Origin of the sequence: Cupriavidus campinensis (genome assembly GCF_905397395.1) — a bacterium.
GTDB lineage: Bacteria > Pseudomonadota > Gammaproteobacteria > Burkholderiales > Burkholderiaceae > Cupriavidus > Cupriavidus campinensis.
In genome coordinates this window covers 1-25,747 of record NZ_CAJPVH010000020.1, presented here as the reverse complement: position 1 = coordinate 25,747, position 25,747 = coordinate 1, and the positions used below count along the sequence as shown (strand labels likewise).

Annotated in this window: 11 protein-coding genes; 3 read left to right on the top strand and 8 right to left on the bottom strand. The window is 70.1% G+C overall.

Annotation, left to right across the window (positions count from 1 at the left end; translation table 11 throughout):
- Positions 1–14: 14 nt before the first annotated feature.
- On the bottom strand, positions 15–1,442 hold the full coding sequence (locus tag KHO18_RS13540) for an efflux transporter outer membrane subunit (RefSeq protein ID WP_244844793.1): 1,428 nt from the start codon (positions 1,440–1,442) through the stop codon (positions 15–17).
- 387 nt (positions 1,443–1,829) lie between these two features.
- Between KHO18_RS13540 and KHO18_RS13535 the strand changes: the two genes are divergently transcribed.
- Positions 1,830–3,422: an ATP-binding protein gene (locus tag KHO18_RS13535; protein WP_144198490.1), complete on the top strand. Its 1,593-nt coding sequence runs from the start codon at positions 1,830–1,832 to the stop codon at positions 3,420–3,422.
- Here KHO18_RS13535 and KHO18_RS13530 read toward each other — a convergent pair.
- Together KHO18_RS13530 and KHO18_RS13525 are read right to left on the bottom strand one after the other, a co-directional pair.
- Entirely contained in the window at positions 3,419–4,651 is a 1,233-nt protein-coding gene (locus tag KHO18_RS13530) for a CaiB/BaiF CoA transferase family protein (protein ID WP_244844788.1), read from the bottom strand. The genes KHO18_RS13535 and KHO18_RS13530 overlap by 4 nt on opposite strands.
- Positions 4,652–4,653: 2 nt before the next feature.
- Positions 4,654–5,445 carry an enoyl-CoA hydratase/isomerase family protein gene (locus KHO18_RS13525; protein WP_211943359.1) on the bottom strand — a complete coding sequence of 264 codons (792 nt, stop codon included), beginning with the start codon at positions 5,443–5,445 and terminating at the stop codon, positions 4,654–4,656.
- Between the two features lie 141 nt (positions 5,446–5,586).
- Between KHO18_RS13525 and KHO18_RS13520 the strand changes: the two genes are divergently transcribed.
- Positions 5,587–6,579 (top strand): LysR family transcriptional regulator, encoded by a 993-nt coding sequence (locus tag KHO18_RS13520; RefSeq protein WP_211943358.1) that lies wholly within the window; start codon positions 5,587–5,589, stop codon positions 6,577–6,579.
- A 38-nt stretch (positions 6,580–6,617) separates the two neighbouring features.
- On the opposite strand, the gene KHO18_RS13515 is transcribed toward KHO18_RS13520, so the two are convergent.
- From KHO18_RS13515 to KHO18_RS13505, 3 genes are read right to left on the bottom strand one after another with little or no spacing between them, the layout of a single operon-like run.
- Entirely contained in the window at positions 6,618–7,598 is a 981-nt protein-coding gene (locus KHO18_RS13515) for a Bug family tripartite tricarboxylate transporter substrate binding protein (protein WP_244844786.1), read from the bottom strand.
- Positions 7,599–7,625: 27 nt separating this feature from the next.
- Complete coding sequence (locus tag KHO18_RS13510) at positions 7,626–8,681, bottom strand: acyl-CoA dehydrogenase family protein (RefSeq protein WP_144198502.1); 1,056 nt, start codon at positions 8,679–8,681, stop codon at positions 7,626–7,628.
- The gene (locus KHO18_RS13505; RefSeq protein ID WP_211943357.1) at positions 8,678–9,829 is read right to left on the bottom strand and encodes an acyl-CoA dehydrogenase family protein; all 1,152 of its coding nucleotides are present in this window, start codon (positions 9,827–9,829) and stop codon (positions 8,678–8,680) included. The genes KHO18_RS13510 and KHO18_RS13505 overlap by 4 nt, the downstream gene beginning before the upstream one ends.
- Before the next feature lie 285 nt (positions 9,830–10,114).
- Here KHO18_RS13505 and KHO18_RS13500 point away from each other — a divergent pair, with 285 nt between their 5' ends.
- Positions 10,115–11,149 (top strand): Bug family tripartite tricarboxylate transporter substrate binding protein, encoded by a 1,035-nt coding sequence (locus tag KHO18_RS13500; RefSeq protein WP_144198508.1) that lies wholly within the window; start codon positions 10,115–10,117, stop codon positions 11,147–11,149.
- A 30-nt stretch (positions 11,150–11,179) separates the two neighbouring features.
- Here the strand turns inward: KHO18_RS13500 and KHO18_RS13495 are convergent, their stop codons facing one another.
- Together KHO18_RS13495 and KHO18_RS13490 are read right to left on the bottom strand one after the other, a co-directional pair.
- The gene (locus KHO18_RS13495; RefSeq protein ID WP_211943356.1) at positions 11,180–24,835 is read right to left on the bottom strand and encodes a filamentous haemagglutinin family protein; all 13,656 of its coding nucleotides are present in this window, start codon (positions 24,833–24,835) and stop codon (positions 11,180–11,182) included.
- Between the two features lie 235 nt (positions 24,836–25,070).
- A partial coding sequence (locus tag KHO18_RS13490) for a FecR family protein (RefSeq protein ID WP_211943355.1) occupies positions 25,071–25,747 on the bottom strand: 677 nt, incomplete at its 5' end.

Here is a 25,747-nt window from a genome sequence, read left to right as displayed (position 1 = left end):
AAAAGGAGGGCGGATCAGCGGGCTGCCGCTGTCGGCTGGGCATCAGCGACGGTCGCGGCGGTCTCGGTGTACCCACCGCCAAGCGCGGTAGCCAGCGCGATCTGGCGGTCGCGGCGTTGCATGCGCAGGTTGGTCACCACCTGGCTGCTGGCCAGCGCCGTGGTCTGGGCGTTGAGCACGGTCAACTGCGTGGTCAGGCCACCCTGGTACTGGGCCATCGCCAGCCGGAGCGCGCGCTGCGCGGCCTCGTCGGACCGCGTGGCGTTGACCAACTGCGCGTCCACCGCGCGGATATCGGCCAGTTGCGTGGCCACATCGGTCAGCGCCTGGATCAGCGTGTCGTTGTAGTTCGCCACCGCGAAGTCGAACTCGGCATAGCGCCCCTTGAGCTGCGCACGCAGCGCGCCGCCGTCGAAGATCGGCAGATGGATGGCCGGCCCGGCCGATGCCGTGCGGCTCGCCGCGCGCAGGAAGCGGCCCCAGCCAAAGGCATCGAGGCCGATGGCCGCGCTCAGGTTGATATCCGGATAGAACTCGGCCTTGGCCACCTTGATGTCGTGCGTGGTGGCCTCCACGCGCCAGCGCGCGGCCACGATGTCCGGGCGGCGCGAGACGAGGTCGGCGGGCAGGTTGGCCGGCAGATGGATCTCGTCGCCCACGCCGAGCGTGGGACGCGCAATCGCCAGGCCGCGATCCGGCCCCTGCCCCAGCAGCGCGCCCAGTTGGTAGCGCGTGCGCTGGATATTGCCTTCCAGCGCGGAGACCGTCACCTGCGCTGCCGCCAGATTGGCCTCGGCGGTACGGAGCTCGACTTCGGTGTCGAGCCCCATCCTCACCCGCCCCCGCGCCACGCGCAGCACTTCGGTGCGCTGGACCCCTTCGTCGCGCGCAATGTCGAGCAAGGCGTAGAGCCGCCCCAGTTCGTTGTAGCTGCGGGCGATGGTGCTCGACAGCGTCAGCCGCACCTGCTCGGCTTCGGCCTGGTTGGCGTGCACCTTCGACACGGCCGAGCGCAGCGCCTCGCGGTTCTTGCCCCACAGGTCCAGCTCGTAGCTGGCGCCGAGGAAGGCCTTGTTTTCCGATTGCCAGGTCCCGGCAAACGCGGGCGGAATGAAGGTGCTTTCGGTCAGGCGCTGGCGCGTCCAGCTATAGCCGGCGCCCACCTGCGGCAGCGTGTTGGCGTTGGCGGTCTCGCTGAACGCCACCGCCGCCGCCACGCGGGCGCGGGCCTTGTCGAGCGTCGGGCTGTCCTGCAGCGCTTCCGCGATCAGCGTCTTGAGTTGCGCATCCCCGAACTGGTCGGCCCAATCCGCCGCCGGCCACCGGCCCTGCTCCGCCGGAAGGCTCTGCGCCGTGGCGTATTGGCCGGGCTGCGCCATCTGGCTCTCGCTCCGCATGCCGGCGTAGTTCGCACAGCCCGCCAGCACCGCTGCTACCACCATGGCCACCGGGGCCGACAGCGTCGGCAGCGCCGGCAGCGCCGGCAGCGCTGGTGCGGCCAGGCGGCGCGCCCCGGGCGGCATTCCGTTTGATTGTTCGAACATTATCTGACCTGTCAGTTAAACGTGCAAAAAAGTGGCGCAGCGTCGGCTCCTGTAAAATCCGGCCGGACTGCGCATTGTTTGCCCGAACAATAATTGACAGGTCAGTAAAAAACAAGCCCTGAATGGACGTTTGTGCGTGCACGTGGCGAAGGCGACAGAAAATGCCTGAAACGCCACAGATCCGCCGGTATCGCGTCCGTCATCTCAGTTGTTCGGGTTTAGCGCTACCATCTGAACCGAGCTCCAGCTGCAGAACACCAGATTCGCCCTTCCCTGTCCTCCCCCATGCCCCACGCCCTCGAAGTCCCCCCGCAAACCGTCGACAAATGGCAAGACATCGTCAACCTGCTCGCCGAGATCATGAGCGTGCCGTCCGCACTGATCATGCGGGCGAAGGCGCCCAATATCGAAGTGCTGGTATCGAGCCACTCGGCAGGCAATCCTTATGAGGCGGCCGAGACCGCCCCGCTGGATACGGGACTGTATTGCGAGACCGTGATGGAGACCCGCCAGCCACTGCTGGTGCCGGATGCCATCGCGGACGTGGACTGGAATGCCAACCCGGATATCAAGCTGGGCATGATCTCCTACATGGGGCTCCCGATCAGTTGGCCCGATGGCGAAGTGTTCGGCACGATCTGCGTGCTCGACCGGAAGAAGAACGCCTACAGCGACCAGTTTCTCCGCCTACTGGCAATGTGCCGGGACATCCTGCAGGCCGACCTGAACATGCTGATGGCCTTGAGCGGCCAGCTCGCGGAAAGCCAGGCCAGGATCCGGCGCCTGGTGGACTCGGACATCATCGGCATTTTCCTGTGGGAGGTGGAAACCCAGGTCATCGTCGAGGCCAATGACGCCTTCCTGCGCCTTGTTGGCTACGACCGCGAGGACTTGCGGTCGCGCGGCATGCGCTGGACCGCGATGACCCCGCCGGATTGGCTCGAGGTGGATCTGCGAGACCGGTTGCCGGTGCTCAAGCGCAGCGGCCACCTGCAACCGTTCGAGAAGGAATACTTCCGCAAGGATGGCAGCCGGGTGCCGGTGATGATGGGCGTGGCCCGGTTCGAGGACGGCGGCAAGCAGGGCGTCGCGTTCGTGCTGGATTTGACCGAACGTAAGCTCGCCGAAGCCGAAGCGCGCGAGAGCGAGCGCCGCTACCGGGAAACCCAGAACGCGCTGGCGCACGTCAACCGGGTCACGACCATGGGGCAGCTCACGGCCTCCATCAGCCATGAGCTGAAGCAGCCGATCGGCGCCTGTGCGATGAACGCCAGCGCGGGCCTGCGCTGGCTCGGCGCGGTGCCGCCGAATCTGGAGGAAGCGCGCCTCGCCTTCGAGCGGATCAACAAGGATGCCCGGCAGGCCAGCGACATGATGAGCCACATCCGCGACCTGTTCAAGAACGCCCCGCTGCAAAAGGAGGGGGTGCAGATCAACGAGGCGATTCGCGAGGTCATTTCGCTGACGCGCGGCGAAGTCGTCCAGCATGGCGTGGCAGTGCAGATGCAGCTCGCTGAAGATCTGCCACCGGTCAAGGGCGACCGCGTCCAGCTGCAACAGGCCTTGCTGAACCTCATCATGAATGCCGTGGAAGCGATGAGCACCGTGGAGGACGGCCCCCGGGAACTGACCGTCCGTACCGCCGCCGATGCGGACCACACCGTGGTGGTCACGGTGCGTGACTCCGGACCGGGCGTGCCGCCCGAGCACGCGGCGCGCCTGTTCGAACCCTTCTGCACCACGAAGTCCAGCGGCATGGGCATGGGACTGACGATTTGCCGATCGATCATCCAGGCCCATGGCGGCACCCTGGAGCTCTGCGAGAACGAAGCGCGCGGGGCCGTGTTCCAGTTCACGGTGCCCACGCTCGACGCCTAGCGGGCGTTCCCGGCAATCATCGCCGCGATCTCGGCGACGTCCATCCCCGTCTCCCCCAGCACCTCGGCCGTATGCTCGCCCAGCGCCGGCGCCGGGCGGTGGATCGCGGTCGGGGTTGCGGAGAACCTGGCCGTGGGGCGGATCTGGCGAATCGGCCCAACCACCGGATGCGTGGACTCCTGGAACAACCCCACCTCGCGCAGATGCGGATGCGCGGGCAGTTCATCCAGCCCGTAGATCGGTGTGGCGGGGATGTCCACCCGCTCGCACATCGCCATCCATTGGGCCGTGGTCCGTTCTGGCGCCAGTTCGCGCAGATGACCGTACAGGGCCTGGATATGCGCATTGCGCGCGCGCCGGCTGGCGATGTCGTAGCGGCTGGCGAGGTCGTTCCGCCCCACCTCGGCAAAGAAGGCGTGCCAGTGCTTCTCGGTGTAGGGCAGCAGGCTCATCCAGCCGTCCGCCGTGCGCACCGGCTTGCGCCCGCCGCCGAGCAGCCGCGCGTAGCCAGCCTTGCCCGGATTGGCCGGGAACGTCATGCCGCCCATATGCTCGGTCAGCACGAAGGCGGTCATGGTCTCCAGCATCGGCACCTCCACGTACTGCCCCGTGCCGTGCCGCTCGCGATGGAACAGCGCCGCCAGCACTGCGTTGGCCACCGCGAGGCCCGTGGTCTTGTCCGCGATCAGGCTCGGCATGTAGTCCGGCGCGGCACCATCCCCCGACGCGGCCCCCACGAAACCGCACGCGGCCTGGATGATGTCGTCGAACGCCGGCTTGTCGCGGTGCGGCCCGTCCTGGCCAAAACCGGTGGCGGCGCAGTAGACGATGTCCGGCTTCAGCGCCGCCACGGCCGCATAGCCCAGGCCCAGCCGCTCGATGGCGCCAACCCGCATGTTGTGGATCAGCACGTCCGCCGTGGGGATCAGCCGCGCCAGCGCCTCGCGCCCCGCCGCGCTTTTCAGGTCGAGCACGATGGAGCGCTTGTTGCGATTCAGCGCGAGGAAGATCGAACTCATGCCCGCGTGATGCACCACGCCGTTGGCGCGCATGAGGTCGCCTTCGGGCGCCTCTACCTTGATCACGTCGGCGCCCATGTCGGCCAGCAGCTGCGTTGCCATCGGCCCCAGCACGACCGAGGACAGGTCCAGCACACGTACCCCGTGCAGCGGGCCGGCGGCAGCCGGCGCGTCGGGCATCGATCGATCGCTCTTGGCAGTCCGCTCCATGTTCAGCGCCCCTGGAATTGCGGCAGGCGCCGCTCGGCCATCGCCGCCACGCCTTCGCGGAAGTCCTCGCTGGCGAACTCCTTCAGTTGCGCCGCCAGTTCCTGCCGGTTGACCTCGGCAATGCGGTCCGCCAGCCCCTGCCGCAGCGTGGCGCGGGTGCTGCGCACAGCCAGCGGCGCGGAGATGGCGATCTCCTGCGCCAGCGCGTGGGCCTGCGCCAGTTCGTCGCCAGGCTCGGCCAGCACGTCGGCCAGGCCGATCTCCACGGCGCGCGCGCCATCGATGCGCCGGCCCGTGTAGAACAGCAGCGCCGCCTGCTGCTCGCCGATCAGGCGCGGCAGCGTCACGCTGAGGCCGAAGCCCGGATGAAAGCCGAGCCGGTTGAAGTTCACGCTGAAGCGCGCGTCGCGGCTGGTCACGCGGAAATCCGCAACGAGCGCCAGCCCCACGCCCGCGCCAACGGCCGCACCATGCACGGCGGCCACGATCGGCTTGGCCGTGCGGAACAGGCGCATGGCCTGCCGGTAGAACGGGCTGGGGTCGCGCGCCACGCTGCTGTCCTGCGCGCCGAAGTTGGCGCCGGCGCAGAACGCCTTGCCCTCCGCCGCCAGCACGATGGCGCGGCACTGGGGTGTTTCGTCGAGCGCGGCGAAGACTTCGGCGAGCTGCGTCATGCAGGGCTCGTCCACGTAATTGTGCGGCGGGCGACGCAGCGTCACCTGCGCCACATGGCCTGTCATGGCGACCTGGACCATGTCGGTGGAAAGCTCGGACACGGCACGTTGCGTAGGCATGGGGGGCTCCTTCGGTTGGATGGCGCGCATCGGGCGCCACGAATAGTGGGTTATGTCTGGATCGATATACACTGCAGGGGTCCACCGGACGCCCCGCCAGGGGCCAGGTCCGGCCTCAACATACAAAACCTAGGGACATCGATGGAGCAAGGAGACAGCCTCGCCGGACCGGGGGGCGACACATCAGGCAACACCACGGGCGGCAGACGCCTGCCGCTCGCGGACCTGCGCAAGAAAGACCTCAACCTGCTGGTGGTGCTTGCCGCACTGCTGGAGGGCAACAGCGTGAGCGAGGCCGCCAAGCGGCTCGACAGCACGCAGCCGTCCACCAGCCGCATGCTGGAGCGGCTGCGCGACGAAATCGGCGACCCGCTGCTGATCAAGAGCGCGCTGAAAATGCTGCCGACCCGCCGCGCCCAGGAATTGCAGCCGATGCTCGAAAGCGTGCTGCGCCTGATCGAGCAAATCTACACCCAGGCGGCCGACTACGATCCCACGCTGGAAACCGGCTCCTACGCCATCGGCATTAACGACTCCCTGCAGGCCGTGATCGCGCCCGGCTTCCTGGAGGCGCTGCGCCAGACCGCGCCGCGTGCGCGCGTGCGCATGCAGCCGGTGCCGATGCCGAGCGGCGTCAGCGCGCTGTCCAGCGGTGCCATCGACGTCATGGTGGCCTTCCACCCCGCCGAGGAGCACGAATCGCTGCGCGCGGAACTGCTGTTCAACGCGCAGTTCGGCTGCCTGTGCGCCACCGGCAACCGCCAGATCGGCGACCACCCGACGCCGGCCAACCTGACGCCGCTGCCCTGCCTGGACGTCTCGCAGTTCGGCCTCGTGACCAAGCTGATCGACCGTTACTTCGGCGCCCACGGCACCACCCGCAACATTGTCGGCACGCTGACCAGCTATCTGGCTGTGGCCGACGCCGTGGCGGGCACCGCCATGTACGCGATGGTGCCCGGCTACCTCGCCCCGCTGCTGTGCCGCCACACCGGCGTGCGCTTCGCGCCGGTGGTGGACCCGCTGCTGACCGTGCCGGTCCACCTGTGCTGGCACAACAACGTCCACACGCACCCCTTCGTGTCGGTGCTGCGCACGCTGCTGACGCAAGCCGCCGCGCCGCTGGCGCGCTGACGTCCCGGGTAGTCCATGACGGCTGCGTCCCATCGCGGCTACTCCGGACGGATGCCCGCTGCCTGCGCCACCCGGCGGAAGCGCGCCATCTCGGTCTGGTGGAAGCTGCGCATGGCATCGGGGTCGTAAGGCATCAGGCTGGACCCCGAGCGCGCCACGTAGGCGGCGGACTCCGGCGTCTTCAGGATGGCCTGCATCGTCGTGGCCAGCCGGGCGACGATATCGTCCGGCGTCTGCGCGCGCACGTAGAACGACACCCAGCTGTACTGGATGTAGTCCGGATAGCCGCTCTCGCGCACCGTGGGCACATCCGGCAGCTCCGGATGCCGGCGCTCGCCAGACACCGCCAGCGCGCGCAGCTTGCCCTGCTTCAGCAGCGGCAGCGCGCCGCCGGTATCCACCAGCGCCAGGTCAAGCTGGTTGCCGAGGATGTCGGCCATGATCTGCGCCTGTCCCTTGTAGGGGATATTGGTAAAGCGGATGCCCGCGAGCGACCCGAACCAGACCGCCGCCAGCTGGTAGCCAGCGGAGTAGGTGCCGACGTTGAACGGCCGCTCCTGCTTCTTCGCCGCCGCAGCCAGGTCGCCCATGGTCTTCAGCGGCGACGTCAGCGGCACCACGAACACATTCATATTGCGGCTCAGGCCCGCCACCGGGCGCAGATCGGCGACGGGGTCATAGGGCAACTGCTTCGTGACGAGGGGATTGACCGACATCGGCGAATTGCTGGCCAGCAGGATCGTGTAGCCGTCCGCCGGCGCGCTCTTGAGCGCCTGGATGCCGATCACGCCATTGGCCCCGGGCCGGTTCTCCACCACCACCGCCTGGCCGAGTTCGCGCGCCAGCGCCTCGCCGTAGAAGCGCGCCGAGGCGTCCGAGCCGCTGCCGGGCGTGAACGGCACGATGATCCGCAACGGCTTCGAGGGGAAGTCCTGCGCGCGCTCGCCCGCCTGCGCCATCGGCGCGTGGGCGAGCAGCGTGGCGGCCACCCCGGCCAGCATCGTCTTCAGCCATGTCATGGTGTCTCCCCGTGTGTCGTCTGAAGGCTAGGCCGCGGCGGTGGTCAGGTCCGCCCACAGCGCATCGCCGCCGCGCGCAATCGCGCGCCGGCCAATCTCGGCCGCCCAGTACGCCTCGGTGCCGCACTCGGCACGCCAGGCCCACACGCGCCGCGTGGATTGGTGCAGCGAATGCTCGTGCGTGAAGCCGATCGCCCCATGCACCTGATGCGCGATGGCGGCCGCGCGGCCGGCGGACTGCCCGCAGATCACCTTGGCGACCATCGCCGCCTGGGTCCAGTCCCCGGCGTCGACCGCCGCACAGGCGGACGCCACGGCCATGCGCGCGGCCACGGTCTCGTTGGCGAGGATGGCCAATTGCTGCTGCACCGCCTGGAACTTGCCGATCGGGCGGCCGAACTGCGTGCGCTCGTTGGCGTATTGCACGGTCTGGTTCAGGATGCGCTCCAGCAAGCCAGCGATGCCGATGGCCCGCGTCAGTGCGCCAAGCGCCTGCGGCGGCGCCGGCCATCCCGCAGGATCGCCGCGCACGGCGGCACTGTCCGGTACGCGCTGGACGGTCAGCCGGTCGCGCGGCTCGTTGGCGAGGTTCACACCGGTTTCCACCGCCGCGGCGCCGGTCGCGGCGAGCAGCCAGAGCGGCGCCTTGGTCTCGGCGTCGATCGCCCGGATCAGCACATGGCCCACGTAGCGGCCCCACGGCACCGCCACCGGGCTGTCCAGTTCCCATCCATCGCCATGCAGGCACGCGCTGACGGGCACGGCAAGGTCGGCCATGCCGATCGGGCCGCCCGGCACCGACACGCCAAGCTGGTTCAGGACCCAGCCTGCCACCACGGTGTCCAGGAACGGCGCCGGGGCGTTGGCGCCGGCCAGCAGCACCGGCAGGCCCTCGGTCCAGCTGGCCTGCGCGCCCTCGTCCGCTTCCGGCACAAAGAGGCGGGTGAGGCCGCTGGCCTCTACCTGGTCCCACAGTTCGGCCGGCCACAGGCCGTGTTCCATCGCGTCGATCCGGGCCGGCGTCACGGCATCGGCAAAGAGACGGCTGGCGCTGTCCGCCAGCATGCGTTCGAGTTCGTTCATCGGACCCCCAGTCCCTTGGCAATGATGCCGCGCAGGATTTCGCGCGTGCCGCCGCGCAGCGAGAAGGACGGCACAACCTGTGTCAGATAGCGGTGCGTGGCCGCGAACGGCGAGCCGCTCCCCTGCAGGGCATCCCCGAACAGCTGGTGCGCCACTTCGGGAATCCGTTGTTCGAACAGCGCACCAAGGTCCTTGACGTTGGCGGCGGCCACCTGCGGGTTCTCCCCGCGATTCAGCATGGCCGCGATGCCGCGCGACATCTGCCGCAAGGTGGTCAGTTCCGCCACCAGCAGGCCCAGCTCCGTGGCCTGGCGGCTATCGGCAGCGTCGGCGTGGTCCAGCATCTCGGGCAGCAGCGCGTAGCTGCTCAGGTAGCGCTCGGGGCCGCTACGCTCGAACGTCAGCTCCGCCGTCACCTGCGCCCAGCCGTCGCCCTCCTTGCCGATCAGCATGCGGTCCGGCACGAACACATCGGTAAACACCACCTCGTTGAAGCCCTCTTCGCCGGAGAGGCTGCGGATCGGCCGTACCTGCAGGCCCGGCGCAGTCATGTCGACCAGGAACTGCGACAGGCCCTTGTGCTTGTCGTCGGCGCCGCGATCGGTGCGCACCAGCGCAATCATGTAGTGCGAGCGGTGCGCGTTGGAGGTCCAGAGCTTGGTGCCGTTGATGACCCAGCCACCCGCCACGCGGTCGGCGCGGGTGCGGATCGAGGCGAGGTCGGAGCCCGAGTCGGGCTCGCTCATCCCAATACAGAAATAGACCTCGCCACGGGTGATGCGCGGCACGATCTCGGCGGCAACGGCCGGATCGGCGTAACGCATCAGCAGCGGCCCGCTCTGCCGCTCGGCCACCCAGTGGCCGCCGACCGGCGCGCCGGCGGCAAGCAATTCCTCAAGGACCACGTAGCGTTCGAGCATCGAACGCCCCTGGCCGCCGAACTCGCGCGGCCAGGTCATGCCGATCCAGCCCTGCGCGCCAAGCGCCAGGCTGAACTCGGCATCGAAGCCGCTCCAGCTCTTGGCGCGCAACGGCCTTGGCCGGTCCGGGATGACCCGGGCGAGAAATGCCCGCACCTCGGCCCGCAATGGTGCCAGCGGCCCATCGGGCTCGGCTGGGCGGATCACTATCCTGGCGGCTGTGTCCACGCTGTCTCCTGTCGTTTTGGTGTGTCGCGTTGCCGGGGGCCCCGCGAAAGTGACGACGAGATTAGCAAGCCGCAGACGCCGCACCTATCGCACGGACGGCATATCCGAAATGCATGCGCGGGAGCCCGAGGCATGGTTTTCCCGTAGCCGGACCCGTGCCTGCGCGGCGCATACCGGCCCGCGCATAACGGATATGCCCCGCCGAACCTTGCCTCGGTGCGGCGCGAGCCAGTAGGCTCTTCCTCCATCAAACGACGACGGATCACCGTTGCGGAGGAGACCACAATGAGACACCGACAGGACAAGGTTCGCGCCATCCCTCACCAAACCCGGCGCCGTACGCTGCACACGCTGGCCACGCTGGCGGCGGCTATCGGGCTGGCCCCGCTCGCTGCCCTCCCCGCCCTGGCGCAGGGCGATGCCGCCAGCTTCCCCAACCGGCCCGTGAAATTCATCGTGCCGTTTCCGCCGGGCAGCGGCACGGACACCGGCGCGCGCATCTTCGCCAAGAAGATCGGCGACCTCACCGGCCAGCCGGTCACGGTGGAGAACAAGCCGGGTGGCAACGGCTTTATCGGCGTGCAGACCGCGCTCAACGCGCCGGCCGATGGCTACACGGTCTTCATCGGCAGCAACTCCACGCTCTCCACCAACGCCGCCACGTTCCGCAAGCTGCCCTATGACCCGCTGACCGACTTCGCGCCGATCAGCCTGCTGACGCGCGGCCCGTGCCTGATCATCGTGCCGCCGAATTCGCCGTACAAGAACGTCGAGGAGCTGGTGGCGGACGGCAAGAAGCGCCCCGGCGCGCTCAACTACGCGAGCGGGTCGATGTCGTACACGCTGTATTCGGAATGGCTCAACGACATGACCGGCATGCGCACCACCGGCATCAACTACAAGGGGGCGGGCGATGCGATCAACGTGACGCTCTCCGGCACCGTGGACTTCGCGGTGGTGGACGCCAGCGGCGCCATCGAGCTGGTGAAGAGTGGGAAGCTGCGCGCGCTGGCGTACACGGCCCCGCAGCGCACCCACCTGCTGCCCGATGTGCCGAACGCGCAGGAGGCAGGCATTCCGCAGTTCCTGGCCTACAACTGGGTGGCCGCGGCGGTCTCGGCCAAGACGCCGCCGGAGCTGGTGCGCCGCTGGGCCACGCTGTTCCACCAGGCGGCAGAGACACCGGAACTCAAGGACTACTACAAGCGCCAGTCCACGACGGTCATCATGTCCAGCCCGGCCGAGATGCGCCAGTACCAGCAGGAGGAAATCCAGCGCTGGAAGCAACTGGCTTCCCGCGCCGGCATCCCCCTGCAGTAAGGGTCGCAGTAAGGGCCGCTGTACGGTCCTTTACCGTTCCAGGTTCTTGCGCTCCGTGGCGGTAAGCATGCGCAACTGCGACTCGCCCAAGTCCATCTGCCCCAGCACCTGCACCACGCCTTGCGGATCGTACTTCGGCGGCGTGGCACTGGCCCCTTCGCGCCCACGCGGCGCATAGGCGCCGGCGCCCCCGTCGCCCTCATTGCCGTTGCCGAGCACCCGCACCGTGAACACCGACGGCAAGCCCTGACGCGCCGCCGCGCGGTCACGCTGCACGGCATCCTGCGCCGCGCTGGCCGCCTGCGACGCCGCCGCGCTGGCGTTGCTCAACGCCCCCACGTTGATCGCCGCCACCACCGGCATGCCCGCCGCCTTGCCCTGCACCTGGATGTTTTCCGCATTGACCACTCGCAGCGCCGCCAGATTGACGTTGCCCGAGACCCGGATACCGGCCTCGCCCGCGTCGATGGTGCCGAGCGGCGCAATCAAGTCGATATCGCCCGGCGGCACTTCCGGGATCGGGTTCAGCGTGGCGATGCCCGCGCCGGTGTTCGGCGTGGTCGGTGACAGCGCCACCAGCCCGATGTCGTCATACGTGCGCCGCTGCGGCGTGTAGACCACGGTGGACTTGGAGCCGCGCCCCGCGTTGATGTCGCCCTGCGCCGACCAGCCCAGGATATTGCCGCCGAAGGTGGTGAAGATGCGGCTCTGGCCCAGCAGGATGCTGTCGCGGGCATACATCTGGATCTCGCCCGCGCCCTGCGTCAGCACGCCGGAACCCTCGCCCGGCACGAAGCCACCGTCCACGCCGACCAGCGTCCGGCCACCCGGCGTGAACACGCTGATGTCGCCGCCGAAGTTGGTGTGGATGCCGGCGTCGAGCACGTCGTAGAACGGCACGCTGCCGGGGCTGCCCGCGGCCAGCCACTCGGCCTTGCTCAGATACTTCGTCCCCGGCTTGGGACGCGTGGTGAAGCGCCCGTCCAGGCTGTCCTGCCCGTTCTGGTAGAAGCGCGCGCTGCTGAACATCGTCAGGTCGCCCTGATAGTCACCCTGAGCGTCCGCCGCCTGCCCCGGGAACAGCGTGGCGATGGCCTCGCGGCCGCGCAGGTAGCTGCCCGCGCGCGGGCCCGTGGCGTCGTTGAACTCGCGGCCCGAGGCCTTGAGTTCCGCGTAGTACACGTTGCGCAGGTAGGCGCGCTGCTGTTCCGGCGGCAGCGCGGCGAGGAACTGCCGCGCGTCCATGGTGGCGGCATCGAAATGCACGCCCAGCCCGTTGCTGCCGCCGAATCGGTCCGTCAGCCAGTTGACCAGATGCAGTTGGCCGGCCAGCCCGTACTCGCGTTGCAGGTCGCGGCTGGGCGCCGTGGTGCCGGCAGCCAGCGCGGTCTGGCGCGACTGGTCCAGCTCGGCCTGCCGGGCGGCCAGGAAGGCCGGGGCGCCGGCCTCGTCGCCGGTGTAGCCGAACTCGGCGCGCAACCAGTCGCCCAGCGTCAGCTTGCCGCCGTAAGTGGTCACGGCCTTGCCCGGCTGGTCGGCCAGCGGGCGCCCGCTGTCGGCCTGATTGGCCGCGTCCAGGTAGCGCGCGGCGAAGGCGTCGAAGCCCAGCCCATCGAGCCCCCTGGCGCCCACGCCGGCGGCCACGGCAATGGCCGCGCCGTTGGAGCGGTCGTGCTGCGCCGAGCCCGCCACCGCGCCGATGCTGCGCAGCTCGCCCTTGTCGGCCAGATAGAGATCGCGCCCGGCGGTCACTTCCAGCAGGCCGGGGCCCGCCACGTAGAAGCTGCCGCCGCGGATGTCGCGGCCCGCCGAGATCACCGAGATGTCATCGTCGTTGCCATGCACGATCAGGTTCCCGCGCGTGGTGGCGATCGTGTTCCGGGTGGGCCGCAGCGGCGCGTTGGGCTCGCTGCTGTAGTACTGGCCAAACCAGCCCAGCGCGTCTTCCGGTGCCATCGCGAAGGTGCCCAGCGGCGTGCCGGCGTTGACGATATCGCGCCCCGCGCGGATCGCCACCGGCCCGCCCCCCTCGTACAACGGGCTCTGGGTGCCTACCGTGCCCGTGAGGCTGCCCACGTAGACGATGGTGCCGGTACGCAGGCCGACGATATCGCCCTCGTTCGCATAGAAGCGCGCGGGCGGCTGCCCCTCGCGGGTATAGCCGGACGCGGTGGGCGACGTCAGGCTGAACAGCGGATACAACTGCTCGCTCTCCACCCCCTTCGAGAACAGCACGCTGGGCGCCAGCGCCTGCGGGTCGATATTGCCGACCACGTGCTGGCCGTACCAGGCGTTGCCGACCACGCCGAGGAAGCCCGGGTTGAACGGGCTCGGCAGCAGCGTGGGATTGGCGCCGGACTGCGTGACCGCATAGCCGGCGGCGTAGATCGAATCCCCGGCCAGCAGTTCCAGCGCGCCGGTGCCCGTCACCGCGAAATGCGGGCTCACCGGCGAAGGTGCCAGGATCAGGCCGACCGGCGACTGCTCCGGACTGTTGTTGCTGACCCGGCCGGAACTCGCATTGCCGTAGTACAGGCTGCCGTTGGGCGCCGCCGCGCGCAGGATCGACGGCATCACGAAGCGACCGTCGGTGGCGCTGTGGTTGCTGCGGTCCCGGTCGTCCGTCCACGACGTGGACGGCGTCAGGTTGCCGCCGGCGCTGAACAGGTCGATGGCGGTGGACGGCGTCCACAGCGAGAACCAGCTCCAGCCCTCGCCATCCTGCGCGGTGCCGTCGAGCGTGAACGGCGTGCCGTTGTGGAACTGGGCCACGCGGCCCGGATCCGCCACGCCGCCGATGACCAGATCGCCGCGCGACTCGATGCGCACGCCGGCATCGCCCACCACCAGCACCGGCCCGCCGCCCGCGATGGACGAGGTGGCCACATAGGGCTGGTAGGCGCGCGTCTCCATCGGATCGGCACGGTCGTAGCGCAGCTCGATGCCGCCCACGGCGCCGGCTTCCAGCCGCAGCGCGCCGCGCAGGTTGACGAACGTGCTGTTCAGGTCCAGGCGCGGATTCGAGAAGCGGGTCAGCGGCGTGATCTCGCCATTGCTCTCGGGCTGGTTGCGGACTTCCGCCACCGGGTTCAGGCCGCCGCCGATGCGGATGTCGAGGTCGCCCCCGCCGGTCTGCGTCAGCGTGCTGCCATCGGCCGAGACGCGGCCCGTGCTGCCCACGGCCAGCACCAGACCCTGGCTGCGCGAGAGCACCGGCGCGCCATTGCCCATGCGCGATTCCAGCATGCCGGCGTTGCCGCCGGCTTCCATCACCAGATTGCCGCCGCCGAGCGTGCCGATACCGGTGAAGCCCACCAGGAACGGCAGGGTGCCCTGCACCGCGTACTGGTCGTCCTTGGCCGCCACATAGCTGCCGAAGTTGACCCACCACGCCGTGGGCACGCCCTCGCCGGGCGCTGCCGCGCTGCCGGTGCCCTGGCGCCACAGCCAGCCGCCCACGGCCGAGGTGTCGAAGTGGATGCGCATCTGGCCCAGCGCATCGTCGTTGCGGATGGTGCCCGGCTTGGTGCCGATGATGTCGCCGCGCACATCGCCCTGCGCGCGCACCAGCACGTTGCCGCCGTGCTCGGGATACCACGCCTGGTACGTGCTCTGCGCGCCGCCGTTGATGAACGGCTCCAGGTAGGCGCCGTTAGCGCCCAGCAGCGTGCCGTCCGCGCCCTTGGCGCGCGCCTGGTTGTAGGCGGCATCCACGCCGGCCGACTGCGTGCCGGCGGTATAGACGCCGAACGGCGAGGTCATGGTGAAGTCGGCCGCGGCCAGCAGGTCGAGGTCGCCGGTGCCGGTGCGCAGCACGCTGAACATCTGCTGGCGCCCCGGCATCATCTTGTCCTCATAGACCGGCGGCGTGCCATCGGCGATCTTCTCGACGAGGATGCCAAGGCCCAGGTCGTTGAGCCCCGCCACTGCTTCCTCACCGCCATACGCCTCGAGGTTGATCGGCGTGCCCGGCACTTCGCCGAACATCCAGGCCTCCGGCCCCCAGATGTACTTGCCCGGGATGCCCGTGCCCGGCTTGAGCACGGTCTGCTGGGCCAGCCCGTAGTGGGTATCGGCCAGCAGGAGCTGCCCGCGCGTGCTGCGCGGCTGCAGCGCGCGGGGGTCGGCCGCCGTGAGGTCGGCGCCGCCCACCAGCCGCATCGACCACGCCTGCGAGCCCTGCTCCAGCATCGGCGCCAGCGCCCAGGTGCGGCCCTGGTTGCCGCTGGCATCCGCGTCGCGCATCAGCACGGTGGTGGCGTCGCCGGGCAGCTTCACCACGGTTTCGGCCGGGATCATGGCGCCCTTGCGCAGCATCAGGTCGCCCGCCAGCACCACGCCGTTGACCGGGCCGTAGGTGGGCATGTCCACCACGGCGCCATCGGGGAACGGCAGCGGCACGCCGGCCGGCCACGTCATGGCCGCCACGTGCGCGGCGCCCGGCAGGCGGTTGCCCGCGTCGAGCTGCATGCCGGTGGTCAGCGTGAGCGCGGCGGAGAGCACCGTGCCGGCCGGATGAATCACATTGCCCGCGCCGTCGCGGATCGCGCCGCCCAGCACCGTGCCGGCCGGCAGCACGAGGTCCGCCGTCAGCGTGGCGCGCGTGGGCAGCTCGGTCCCGGCGCGCAGGCTCATGGCCTGGATCGGCAAGGCGTAGTTGAGCGCGCGGCCCGGCTGGAAGAAGGTGCCGTCGGCCAGCGTGACCTTGCCGTCGGTCGGCACCACCACGTCGCCGCCCCAGGGCACGCGGCCCTTGACCAGCATCCAGCCGTTGTCGTCCGGCGTGACGGGCAGCGCGGCGCCGTCGAAGCCATCGGACACGCTGCCAAAGATCTTGAAGTCCCCGCCGGCACGCATCACCAGCGCGCCCGCCTCGCCGGAGCCGCGCACGCCGGTCTGCTGCGTATGCGGGTTGACGCTCGCGTAGCGGTAGCCGGACAGGTCGATATCCCCGTCGATATGCAGGTCGCCATCGGGCGTGATCGAGACGATCTCCACGCCCGGGCGCAGGTGGAAGGCATCCGCGTAGGTGCGCAGGCCGGCCAGCCTGCGGGTCATCAGGTCGCCGTTGGCCAGCGCGTTGCCCATGAAGGTCAGGCTCTCCGCGTGCTTCTGGTCCAGGTAGCCCTGGGTGATGGACTGGTAGTCGCGCCCATCGGCCGTGCCGCCGGAAACCAGCGGCGCGTCGTTGTAGGTCTGGAAGGCGTTGACGGTGATCGCGCGCGCGCCGTCGATGCGCACGCTGCCTGATGCGTCGATGTCGACGTCGTTGCCGGTGGCGCCGCCCAGCCGGCGGGCGCTCAGCTCCACCGTGCCGAGCGACAGCGGCGTGCCGTCGGTGCCGGCGCGCACGTCCATGCGCGCGCCGTCCGCCAGCGTCAGCCGGCCTTGGCCCGCGTTGATGTCGATCACGGCGCGGTTGGGCGCCTCGATCACCTGCCCGTAGCTGTCCACGCGCAGCACGCGGCCATGGGCGTCCAGCAGCGCGCCGCCGCCAATCGTCACGCCATCGCGCGCGGCCAGGCGGATGCTGCCGACCTGCTCGCCGCTGGCGTCCACGATGCCGTTGACTACCAGCCGGCCGCCATCCACCGAGACGCTGATCTCGCGCGCCTTCAGTTCGTCACCCACCGTCAGGTCGCCCTGCTTGATCTGGAAGTTGCGGCTGCCGGTGACCCCGCCCGCCGTCAGGCGCTGGTTGAGGCCGATGAAGTCGGCCACGTGCTGGCCGCGAATGTCGGCGCCGCCGGCCGCGTACGGCACCCACGTGCCGCCCGCATCGTAGTAGCCGGTGCTGCCGCCCACGATGGCGCCGCGCAGGTCCACCGTGCCGGCCCCGGCCCCAGCCCCCACCGCCACGGCGGTGAGCTTGCCGGCGCGGTTCTCCAGCGCGGAGAGGTCGATGCGCGAACCAGCCGTCTGCAGGATGTTGCCGGACTGGCTTTCCAGCACCACGTCGCCGCCCCAGCTGTACTTGCTGACGTCGAAGAAATCGACCTTGCGGCCGGCGAGGTCCAGCCGGGCGCCATCGCCGAGCACGACATCGCCCTCGGCGGACACCGTGAGCTTGCCGCTGGGCAGCGCCACGGTGGTGTCAAGTGCCACGCTGCGTCCGGCGAGCGAGACTTCCGCGCCCAGCGCGGCAATCAGCTCCGCATTCGTCAGCGCGGGCGCGGTAGCCCCGGCAGGCGCGGCCACGTTCACCGCGCCGCCCGCGCGGATCTTGTTGACCGAGCCTGCCGCGCCGGTCAGCAGCGGCGTATGGATGGTCAGGTCGCCGCCGCTGTAGGCGTAGGCGTTGGTGGCCGCATCCCAGGCGCCGCGCGTCTGGTAGACCGCGAGCGAGCCGGTCTGGTTGGCCGTGACGCGTTCGCTGGCGTTCAACGCCACGCCGCCGAAGCCGAGCACCAGCCGGTCCATATCGTGGATGGTGTCCGGACGGGTGCCGGGGCCGTAGCCGAATTCGATCTGGCGCGCATCGACGATGAACTGCCCGCTGCCGTTGCCTGCGCCACCGGCCGCCACCTGCCCCGGCGCGGTGTTGGTGCCGTTCCAGACCAGCGTGTCGGTACGGATGCGGGCGCGGGCGTCGGCGTCTCCCAGGCCGTAGATGGCCGGGGTGGTCAGCACCAGCCGTTCCAGCGAGGACTTGCCGGTGGCAGGATCGATGGTGGACAGTTCGATCGAATCGTAGAAATTGACCGCGTCGCGCGCCGTCAGGACGAGGTTTTCCAGTGCCGGTGCGCCGGCGCTGGTGTCGCCGCGCAGCAGGCGGTCGAGCACGCCCTGGTTGAGGGTCAGGCCGGGGGTCAGGGCGTTGCGCGCGGCCATGGCCGCCAGCGACGCCTCGCTCCCCACGTTGATGCCGCCGACAGCCAGCGTCAGGTTGCGCGTGCCGTAGCGCGCCGTGTCGCGCAGCTCGAAAGTCTGGTCGGTGGCGGCCGCGATGGTGCCTTCCGAATAGAGCTGCGTGGTGCCGTTGCAGACGGCGCCCGCCGCGCAGGCGCCAATGTCGATGCGGCCCGGGCCCTGCGCCGGGTCATTGCCGATGGCAGGCGGCAGCAGGTCCAGCCAGCCGTTGGACACCGCCAGCACGGACAGCCGGGCCGGATCGTAGACGTAGCCGTCCATGGAATCCCACGCGGCCTTGCCCTGGCCGAGCGTGTTGATGCCCGCGCCCTGTTCGATGACGATGCCGCCAGACTTGAGGCCGGTGACGAGGAACACCTCGCCGGCCTTGAGCACCGCGCCTTCGCGCAGCACGATGTTCCGCGCGTTGCCGGTGAAGGTGGCGATGTTGTCGCGCTGCGAGTTGGTGGCGGAGCGCACCACGGCGGGCAGGCCGCCGATGCCGAGGCGGTTGGCGCCGATGGCATTGAGGTCGTCCGCGTGCAGCGAGATCTGGTTCAACAGATCCCCGCCGGGCAGCGCCCTCGGCGTCGCGCCGGCCGCCAGGATCTCGTAGTCGCCGGAGTTGCTGACGACCAGCGCGCTGCCGCCATAGCCGCCCGTCGGCGTGCCGTAGGCGGTGGTGCCGCTGGCAAAGCGCAGCGCGGGCGCGTCACCGATCTTGCCGGCCTGGATATCGGCGATGAATTCGAGCTGAAGGCCCTTGGCGTCGCGCTCGAGCATGGGCCGCGGCACGCCGTTGAGGGCCGCGTTCGCCAGGCCGAATTCGGCGTAGCTCGTTTCGTTGTACTGCGACAGCCGGCGCAGCATATCGGCCGAGGTCAGGAAAACCTGCGTCGGCAGCGCATCGCGGAGGGTCGTGTTGGCCGTGCCGAGCTGCGCCGAGGTCGCGTACGAGCCATTGCGCATGGCCAGCGCCGGTCCCTGCCCCAGCCCAGCCTGGCTGGCGCCGTTGAGTTCCACGCGGAACGCGCCCGGCAGCAGCGCGAAGGTCGAGGGCAGCAGCGTGTAGGTGCCGGCCGGCAGCCCCGGCACCCCCGCGCCGATGGTGATCTGGCGGCCGATGGCCGGGTCGCTCGCGCCGTGTTCGGCCACGATCGGCGCATAGCCGGCCTGCGCACCCGGCACGATCGCATAGATGGGGTTGGTGTCCACCCCGGGCAACGTGAAGCCGCCCTTCGGCGACACCTGCACCAGCGGGTTCATCCGTGCGTCGGTAGAACCGCCGCGCCCGGCCAGGAAGGCCGCGCCGGTCAGCTCGCCGCCGCCCGACATGTCCAGCAGCGCGCCCGGCTGCACGTCAATGGCGTGGCCGGTCAGGTTGATGGTCGGCCCCGCGCCTACGCCGGGGAACACCACGTCCGCGCCGTTGTGCATATAGCTCAGGCCGTCGAGCGTGCCGCCATAGGGCATCACCAGCCCGTTCGCGCTGACCGAGGTCACGCTGCCGGGCAGCACATTGACCACGCCGGTCTCTGTGCCGTTGCCGCTGGTCCCGATCGAAACCGACCCGAGCGGCGCCCGCACCACGCCGCCCTGGTTGACCGTGGGACCGGACAGGCTCAGCGTGCCGAAGACCGAATACGGCGTGGCGGGGAGTGCATCCCCCACCCGCTCGATGTTCAGCACGCGGGTCGGATCGAAGGTGCGGATGGGGCTGCCCCACTGGTTGACACCGTCGATCTGCCCGACCAGGACCCTGCCGCTGTCCAGCATGGCCGGGTAGATCTGCGAGGCGGCCAGCGTCAGGTCGCCCGGCTGGTACAGCAGCGCGGCGCCGGACATGCGGATGTCCGAGGCGCTGCGCAGCGTCATCTGGTCGAACGCATCGCGCTCCACCTTGAGCGGATCGACGGCGTTCTGGATGATCTCGCCGCGCGCGCCAACGCTCAACTCGCCCACGATGTCGAGGAACTGCGCATCGGCCAGGAAGCTGGTGCCGTCCGCCACCAGCGGCACACCGAGCGTGCCGCCCGCCGCGCCGGAATTCTTGGAGCCGCGCACCGGGTTCGGCATGATGCCGTTTTCGCCCTGGCTGCGCGTGGCGCCGGCGAGGCGCATATAGGGCGCCGCCAGGCTGACACGCGTGCCGGCCGCAGCCTGTTCGGCCAGGCCGATGGCGCTGGCCGTCAGGCTCAGGCTCTGGCCCATGGCCAGGTTCACGTCGCCATCGAAGCTGATCAGGCCGTTGGCAAGCAGCGCCAGATTGTCGAAGCCGCCCGCCGCCACGCGGTCCACGCCCACGCGGGCGGTGCCGTAGCGCAGCGCGGTGTCGCGCATGCCGGGGCGCAGCGCGTCGGAAAGGCCGCTATCGCCCTGCACCTGCGCCACCACCAGTTCACGCGGCACGCGCACTGCGTCGTCCACCGCCGCGCCCTTCAGGGTGTTGCGGTCCACGCCGAGGTAGGACGGCGTCTCCAGGTTGATCGCCAGCGTGCCGCCGGCCGCGCCCGCGCCACCGGCGGCCGCACGCAGGTCGCCATCCACGAACAGGCCGCGCATGGAACTGAGCGCGATCACCCCGCCGTTGCTGGCCACGTTGACCGGGCCGACGCCGGCCACGTCCACCACGGCCGACGCCCCGGAGGCGTCCAGCCGCGCACCGGGCCGCACCACCACGAAGGCATCGGCCGCATCGACCTCCCGTGCGCCGTCCACGTGGCGCGCGCCGATCTCGATGGTGCCGCCGTTGGCGACCTCGCCATAGGCCCGGCCCTGCACGTCACGCGCGGTGACCGCACGGCCTGCCACGTCGATCACGGCATCGCCGCCGATCCAGATCGAGCGGGCGTCGGGCGTGCCGCTGGGTGACGCCGCGTTGCCCACGCCCAGCGCGGTCTGCAACACGGCCACGCTGCCGCCCCACGCGTTGAGCGTGCCGTCGATGGTGATCTGGCCGTTGCCCTGCAGCGTCAGCGCGTGGCCCGGATCGACCGTGACCGTGGCGCCCTGCCCCACCGTCACCGGCGCCTGGCCGTAGACGTTGCCGCCACCCAGCACGAGGTCGGCGCCGCGCCGCTGCGTCAGCACGCCATGGACCGGATCTTCCTCCCACAGCGGCGGCAGCCAGCGCTCCAGCGCCTGCGCGGGGTCCGCGCCGGTGGGCACCCTGTGCGCCGCCGTGGTGTCGTGGCGCAGCACCGGCATGATGACGTCGACAGTGGCGCCGTTGGCGATCTGCGAGCCCTGCTGGCCCGATACGTCGTACTTCGAAAACCCGGTCTGGAACAGGTCGGTGTCCAGCACCAGCAGCGGCTTGACCGCTACGTCGGTGGAAAGCACCACGCCGGCCGGCAGGCGGTCCCCGGCGGCCATCGCATGGTCGGTCTGGAACGCCGTGCCCGCCTTGACCGTGGTGCTGTACATGGCCACCGGCATGCCATTCGGGAACACGTTGGCCGGCACTATGTAGCCGGCGCCCATTTCGCCCTGCGTGCGCACCAGCACGGTCCCGGCAGGCACCGTGGTGCCGCTCGCGTACCAGGCGCCGTTCGTGTCGTACACAACGAACTGGTTGAAGCCGACGCCCTGCGGCACCACCCACGGCGTAGCGAGCGTGAGCGGCCGGCTCGGCGCGATGGCGATGGTGCCCGGGGACACCTGGCCCGGCGCGGCAGTGTCGGACGTGAACGTGTAGTCCACCGGCAGCACCGTGCCCGCCTTGATCGTGAACGGCTGGTCCAGCGTCAGGTGCACCGGCACCGATTCCCCGGCGCGCAGCACGCCGGATTCGGCCAGCAGGCCGCCGCCGATGGCGACGCCCAGGCCCGAGTCGATGGTCAGCGTACCGCCGCCGTTCACCCCGTAGCCGCGCAGGTCGCCATCCATGCGCAGCGTGCCCGAGCCGGTGCCGGCCACGTCATACTGGTTCGAGCGCAGCGTGATATTGCCGCCGCGCCCGCCGCGCAGCGCGCCGTCCGCCAACAGCGCCGCGCCGGACGACACATCGATCAGGCTACCCGCGCCCAGCGTGACGTCGCCCGAGCTGCTGACCGTGACCGAGCCGCCGTTCACATAGGGCAGGCCGTCGATGTTGCTGGGGTCCTGCTTGAGATTGGTCCACAGGCCGCGCGCATCGAGGGTGACGCCGGGCGCCACGGTCACGGTTGCCGCGCCGGTGGGCGCGTCGGTGACTGGCCGGTCGATCCAGTTGCCCGGGGTGCCCCGGCTGACGATGTCCCCGAGCGCGATGGTGCCGCCACGCGCGGTAAGGTCCGCGCCGATGTCCACCGTGGTGGCATGCAGCCCCAGCGCGCCGCCCGGCGCCACGGCCAGCGGCGCATCCACCGCGATGCCGTCCTTGGCGAACACGGTGAAGCCGCCGAGTTCCAGCCCGTTGAGCCAGCCGGCATCCAGGCGGATATGGCCGCCGCTCTGGTCCGCCGGCAGCGCGTCGTCCAGACCGATGCCCTGCGCGATGCCCTGCACCGCGCCAATGTCGACCTGCCCGGCCACCGCCGTCGGGATTTCCCGGATCGTGTTGGTGGCGGGATCGAACAACGGCACCAGCTTGCCGATCACCAGCTGCCCATGTCGAGGTGCGGCGATCTGGGACTGCTGATAGCCGTCCAGCCCGGCATCGCGCGCCTGGCTCTGGCGCGGGCCCTGGTAGACGGTGGCGTCGATATCGCCCTGCATCACGGCCGAGGCGGTGGACACCACCACGCGGCCAGCATCGCGGCCCACCGTGTAGCCGTTCTCCAGCCGCTCGCGCGGCGCGATCAGCGGGTTGTAGAACTGCTCGGTGGCCTTTGCGCCCCAGCGCTTGTGCGCCGCCTCGAAGCCGCGATAGACGCCCTCGTAGGTCATGTCGCCGGGCGCCGTGGCGAGGTTGTAGAGCTGGCCGTCGCTGCCGCGCAGCCAGGTCTGCTTGATCTTGCCGGTCTGCACGTCCAGCGAGCCGCCCGCCACGTTGATGGACGACCCCGCCCGCGAGACCAGCTCGCCGCCTTCGAACAGCACGGTGCCGCCCAGCGCGGCCCATTCGCCGATGCCGTGGCCGCTGGTGTTGAGGTAGCCGCTGACTTCCAGCAGGCCGCCGCCGGTGTACCAGCGGTCCGTGGTGGCGCCGTTGGTGCCGGCGGGCACGCGCACGAGATAGCGCCGGTCCACCCACATGGTGGTGTTGTTCAGCTTGCCGGAGTCCCGGTTGTTCGGCGCGTCGCGCTGCTCGTTGCCCTGGACGTTGATCTCGACGTTGTTGGACTCCATCGCCACGCGCACGCCCACGGCGCCCGCCACGTCCAGCACGGCGCGATCGGCCAGCAGCGTGCGCCGCGCGGCATTGACCTGGATCTGCCCGCCGGTGGCCAGCGCCAGCGAATCGGCGTCGAACAGCACGTCCCCGCCCGAGGCGATCTGCACCAGCGACTGGTCGCGCCGGTTGTAGCCGCCCTCGCTGGCGGTGGCGGAATCCTTGATCAGCGCGTCGCGCTGCACGTCGAGCGCGGTCTCGTTGCTGTCGGCCAGCAGGATGGCGGTGACGCTGCCCGGGGCCAGCGTCACGCGGCTCTTGTCGTCGCCCTCGGCGCGCAGGTGCACCGTGCCGCGCGTGGTGACCGAGCTGCTGGAGAGCAGCACGCCGCGCTGCTCGACCGTATGGCCCTTGAGCGTGATGTCGCCGGTGGCGGCCTGGATCAGGCCGGCGTTGGTGACCAGCCCGGCCGTGGTGCCGGTGTTGCGCAGCACGTCCACCTCATTGCCGCGCGTGGTGGACGTCTTGTTCGCGTCGGTGCCCATGCCCCGGCGAATCACAAAGCTGTCGCCGGCGGCCAGCGTGGTCTGGCCGTTCGGCGTGACGATGGTGCCCCGGTTGTGCGCCTCGCGGCCGGCCAGCAGCACATAGCCGCCGCCCTCGGTCACGCTCTGCGGCGTGCGCGTGGCGATGCGGGCACCCGCTTCCACCACTACGTCGCCCGTGGCATTGCCGAATGACGTGGCGGTCGCCGTCGAAACCAGGTCATTGGCGAAGGTGGGCACGTAGCCGCTGCCCTTGGCCTCGCTGAACAGCCCCTTCTGGAACTGGGCATCGGTCATGCCGGCGGCGGCGGCCACGAGGTTGCGCGTGTCGACCTGGCTGGTGCCCTTGAAGACGATGCCGTTGCGGTTGACGATCATCACCGTGCCGTCGGCCTTGATCTGTCCCTGGATCTGGCTGGGCCGCGCCTGCGGGTCGTTCACGCGGTTGAGCACGGCCCAGTCGGCCTGCTGGTGGAACTCCACCGTGGTATTGCGCCCCACGTTGAAGGTTTCCCAGTTCAGGATGGCGCGGTCGCCGGTCTGCTCGATGGAGACCACGGTCCGGCCATCGACAACCTTCTGCCCGGTGGCCTTGTCCAGCGGCCGGGCGTTCTGCCAGCCCGCCGTCAGGCTGTTGGTATCGACCTTGAGGCCGCCCTCGGCCAGCCCGTCGGGGACGGACGGGTCCTGCGCGGCGGCCTGGCGCGCCGCAGCCTGCGCGGCCTGCATGGCGGCGATGGCCTGCGCGGTGGTGGCGAGGTTCTGGATCGAACGCTGGAGCTGCTGGCTGGCCTGCTGTTGCTGCGCGGACGGGTTGGTCAGCGCGGAGGCCGGCATGCCGTTCGGCAGCCGGCCGGTCGCGGCCGCCGTGCCCTGCATCATGTTCTTCTGGGCCATCCAGTCGCGGCTGAAGGCCTGCTGGGCGTGCGCGCTATCGAGCATGCCGCCCGCTGCCACCAGCAGCGCTATCGCATGGGCCAGCGGCCGGCGGCGTGGATTCGGAAGCCGGAAGCCGCCGCCGTATTGTGGCGAAGGCATGTTCCCGCTGTGAGCGCGCATCTGCATGGTGATCTCAATCCCGTCAAGCAACGTTGGCGGGCCGCCTCTCGCAATCTGCGTGGCGTGGCGGCCCTGTCGTCATGTCCACCGACGGCAAGCGCCGTCGATGCTCCTGGGACCTAGACCATTGGGCCGAAGGGAATCGGCAAGCTTTTCCTTGAAGATTTCGTGACAGCGATCCGGGAAAACCCGGACCGGCGTGCCTGCGAAAAACCTAGCTCAGCAGCACCACGCCGCCCGGCAACGTGCGGGCATGCAGGCCGAAAGAACGCTGCATCTGGACGATGGCCTTGTCGAGCGCATGGATCTGAAAACGGCCGGTGACCGGCTTCGCCGCGAGTTGCCGATCCAGCAGCACCACCTTGCCGGTGCGGTAGCGGTTGATCTCGTCGAGCACCTCGCCCAGCGGCGCATCGGTGAAGCGCAGGTAGCCCGCGCGCCAGCCGGGCATGCGCGCGGCGTCGAGCTGCTCGGCGCGGCCCAGCGCGTGGTCGTCGTAGCGCAGTTGCTGGCCGGCTGACAGTTGCGCGGTGCCGCTGGCATGGGCCACCTGGACCTGGCCGTCGATACAGGTCACGCACACCGCGCCGCCCAGGTGCCGGACCTCGAAGCGCGCGGCCCGGCGCTGGAGCGCCTGCGTGCGACCGGCGCCGGCCGCCACCACGAAGGGCGTCTCGGCGTGGGTCAGGTCGATGGCAGCTTCCCCCGCGATCAGGTCGATACCACGCGTGCCGCCGGCGCCGGGCCACACCGCGATGCTGGTGCGCGTATTGAGTTCGACATCGACCGCCCCGCCCAGCGCCAGCCGCCGCTGCTCGCCCGTGGCGGTGCGGTAGTCGGCACGCCATTCGTTGGCGGCGGGCCACAGGCCCAGCGGCGGGTGGACCACGG

Bases quoted from the DNA above. Each gene is read 5' to 3' on its own strand.
- KHO18_RS13540 (WP_244844793.1), bottom strand. From the start codon at position 1,442: ATGGTGGTAGCAGCGGTGCTGGCGGGCTGTGCGAACTACGCCGGCATG.
- KHO18_RS13535 (WP_144198490.1), top strand. From the start codon at position 1,830: ATGCCCCACGCCCTCGAAGTCCCCCCGCAAACCGTCGACAAATGGCAA.
- KHO18_RS13530 (WP_244844788.1), bottom strand. From the start codon at position 4,651: ATGGAGCGGACTGCCAAGAGCGATCGATCGATGCCCGACGCGCCGGCT.
- KHO18_RS13525 (WP_211943359.1), bottom strand. From the start codon at position 5,445: ATGCCTACGCAACGTGCCGTGTCCGAGCTTTCCACCGACATGGTCCAG.
- KHO18_RS13520 (WP_211943358.1), top strand. From the start codon at position 5,587: ATGGAGCAAGGAGACAGCCTCGCCGGACCGGGGGGCGACACATCAGGC.
- KHO18_RS13515 (WP_244844786.1), bottom strand. From the start codon at position 7,598: ATGACATGGCTGAAGACGATGCTGGCCGGGGTGGCCGCCACGCTGCTC.
- KHO18_RS13510 (WP_144198502.1), bottom strand. From the start codon at position 8,681: ATGAACGAACTCGAACGCATGCTGGCGGACAGCGCCAGCCGTCTCTTT.
- KHO18_RS13500 (WP_144198508.1), top strand. From the start codon at position 10,115: ATGAGACACCGACAGGACAAGGTTCGCGCCATCCCTCACCAAACCCGG.
- KHO18_RS13495 (WP_211943356.1), bottom strand. From the start codon at position 24,835: ATGCCTTCGCCACAATACGGCGGCGGCTTCCGGCTTCCGAATCCACGC.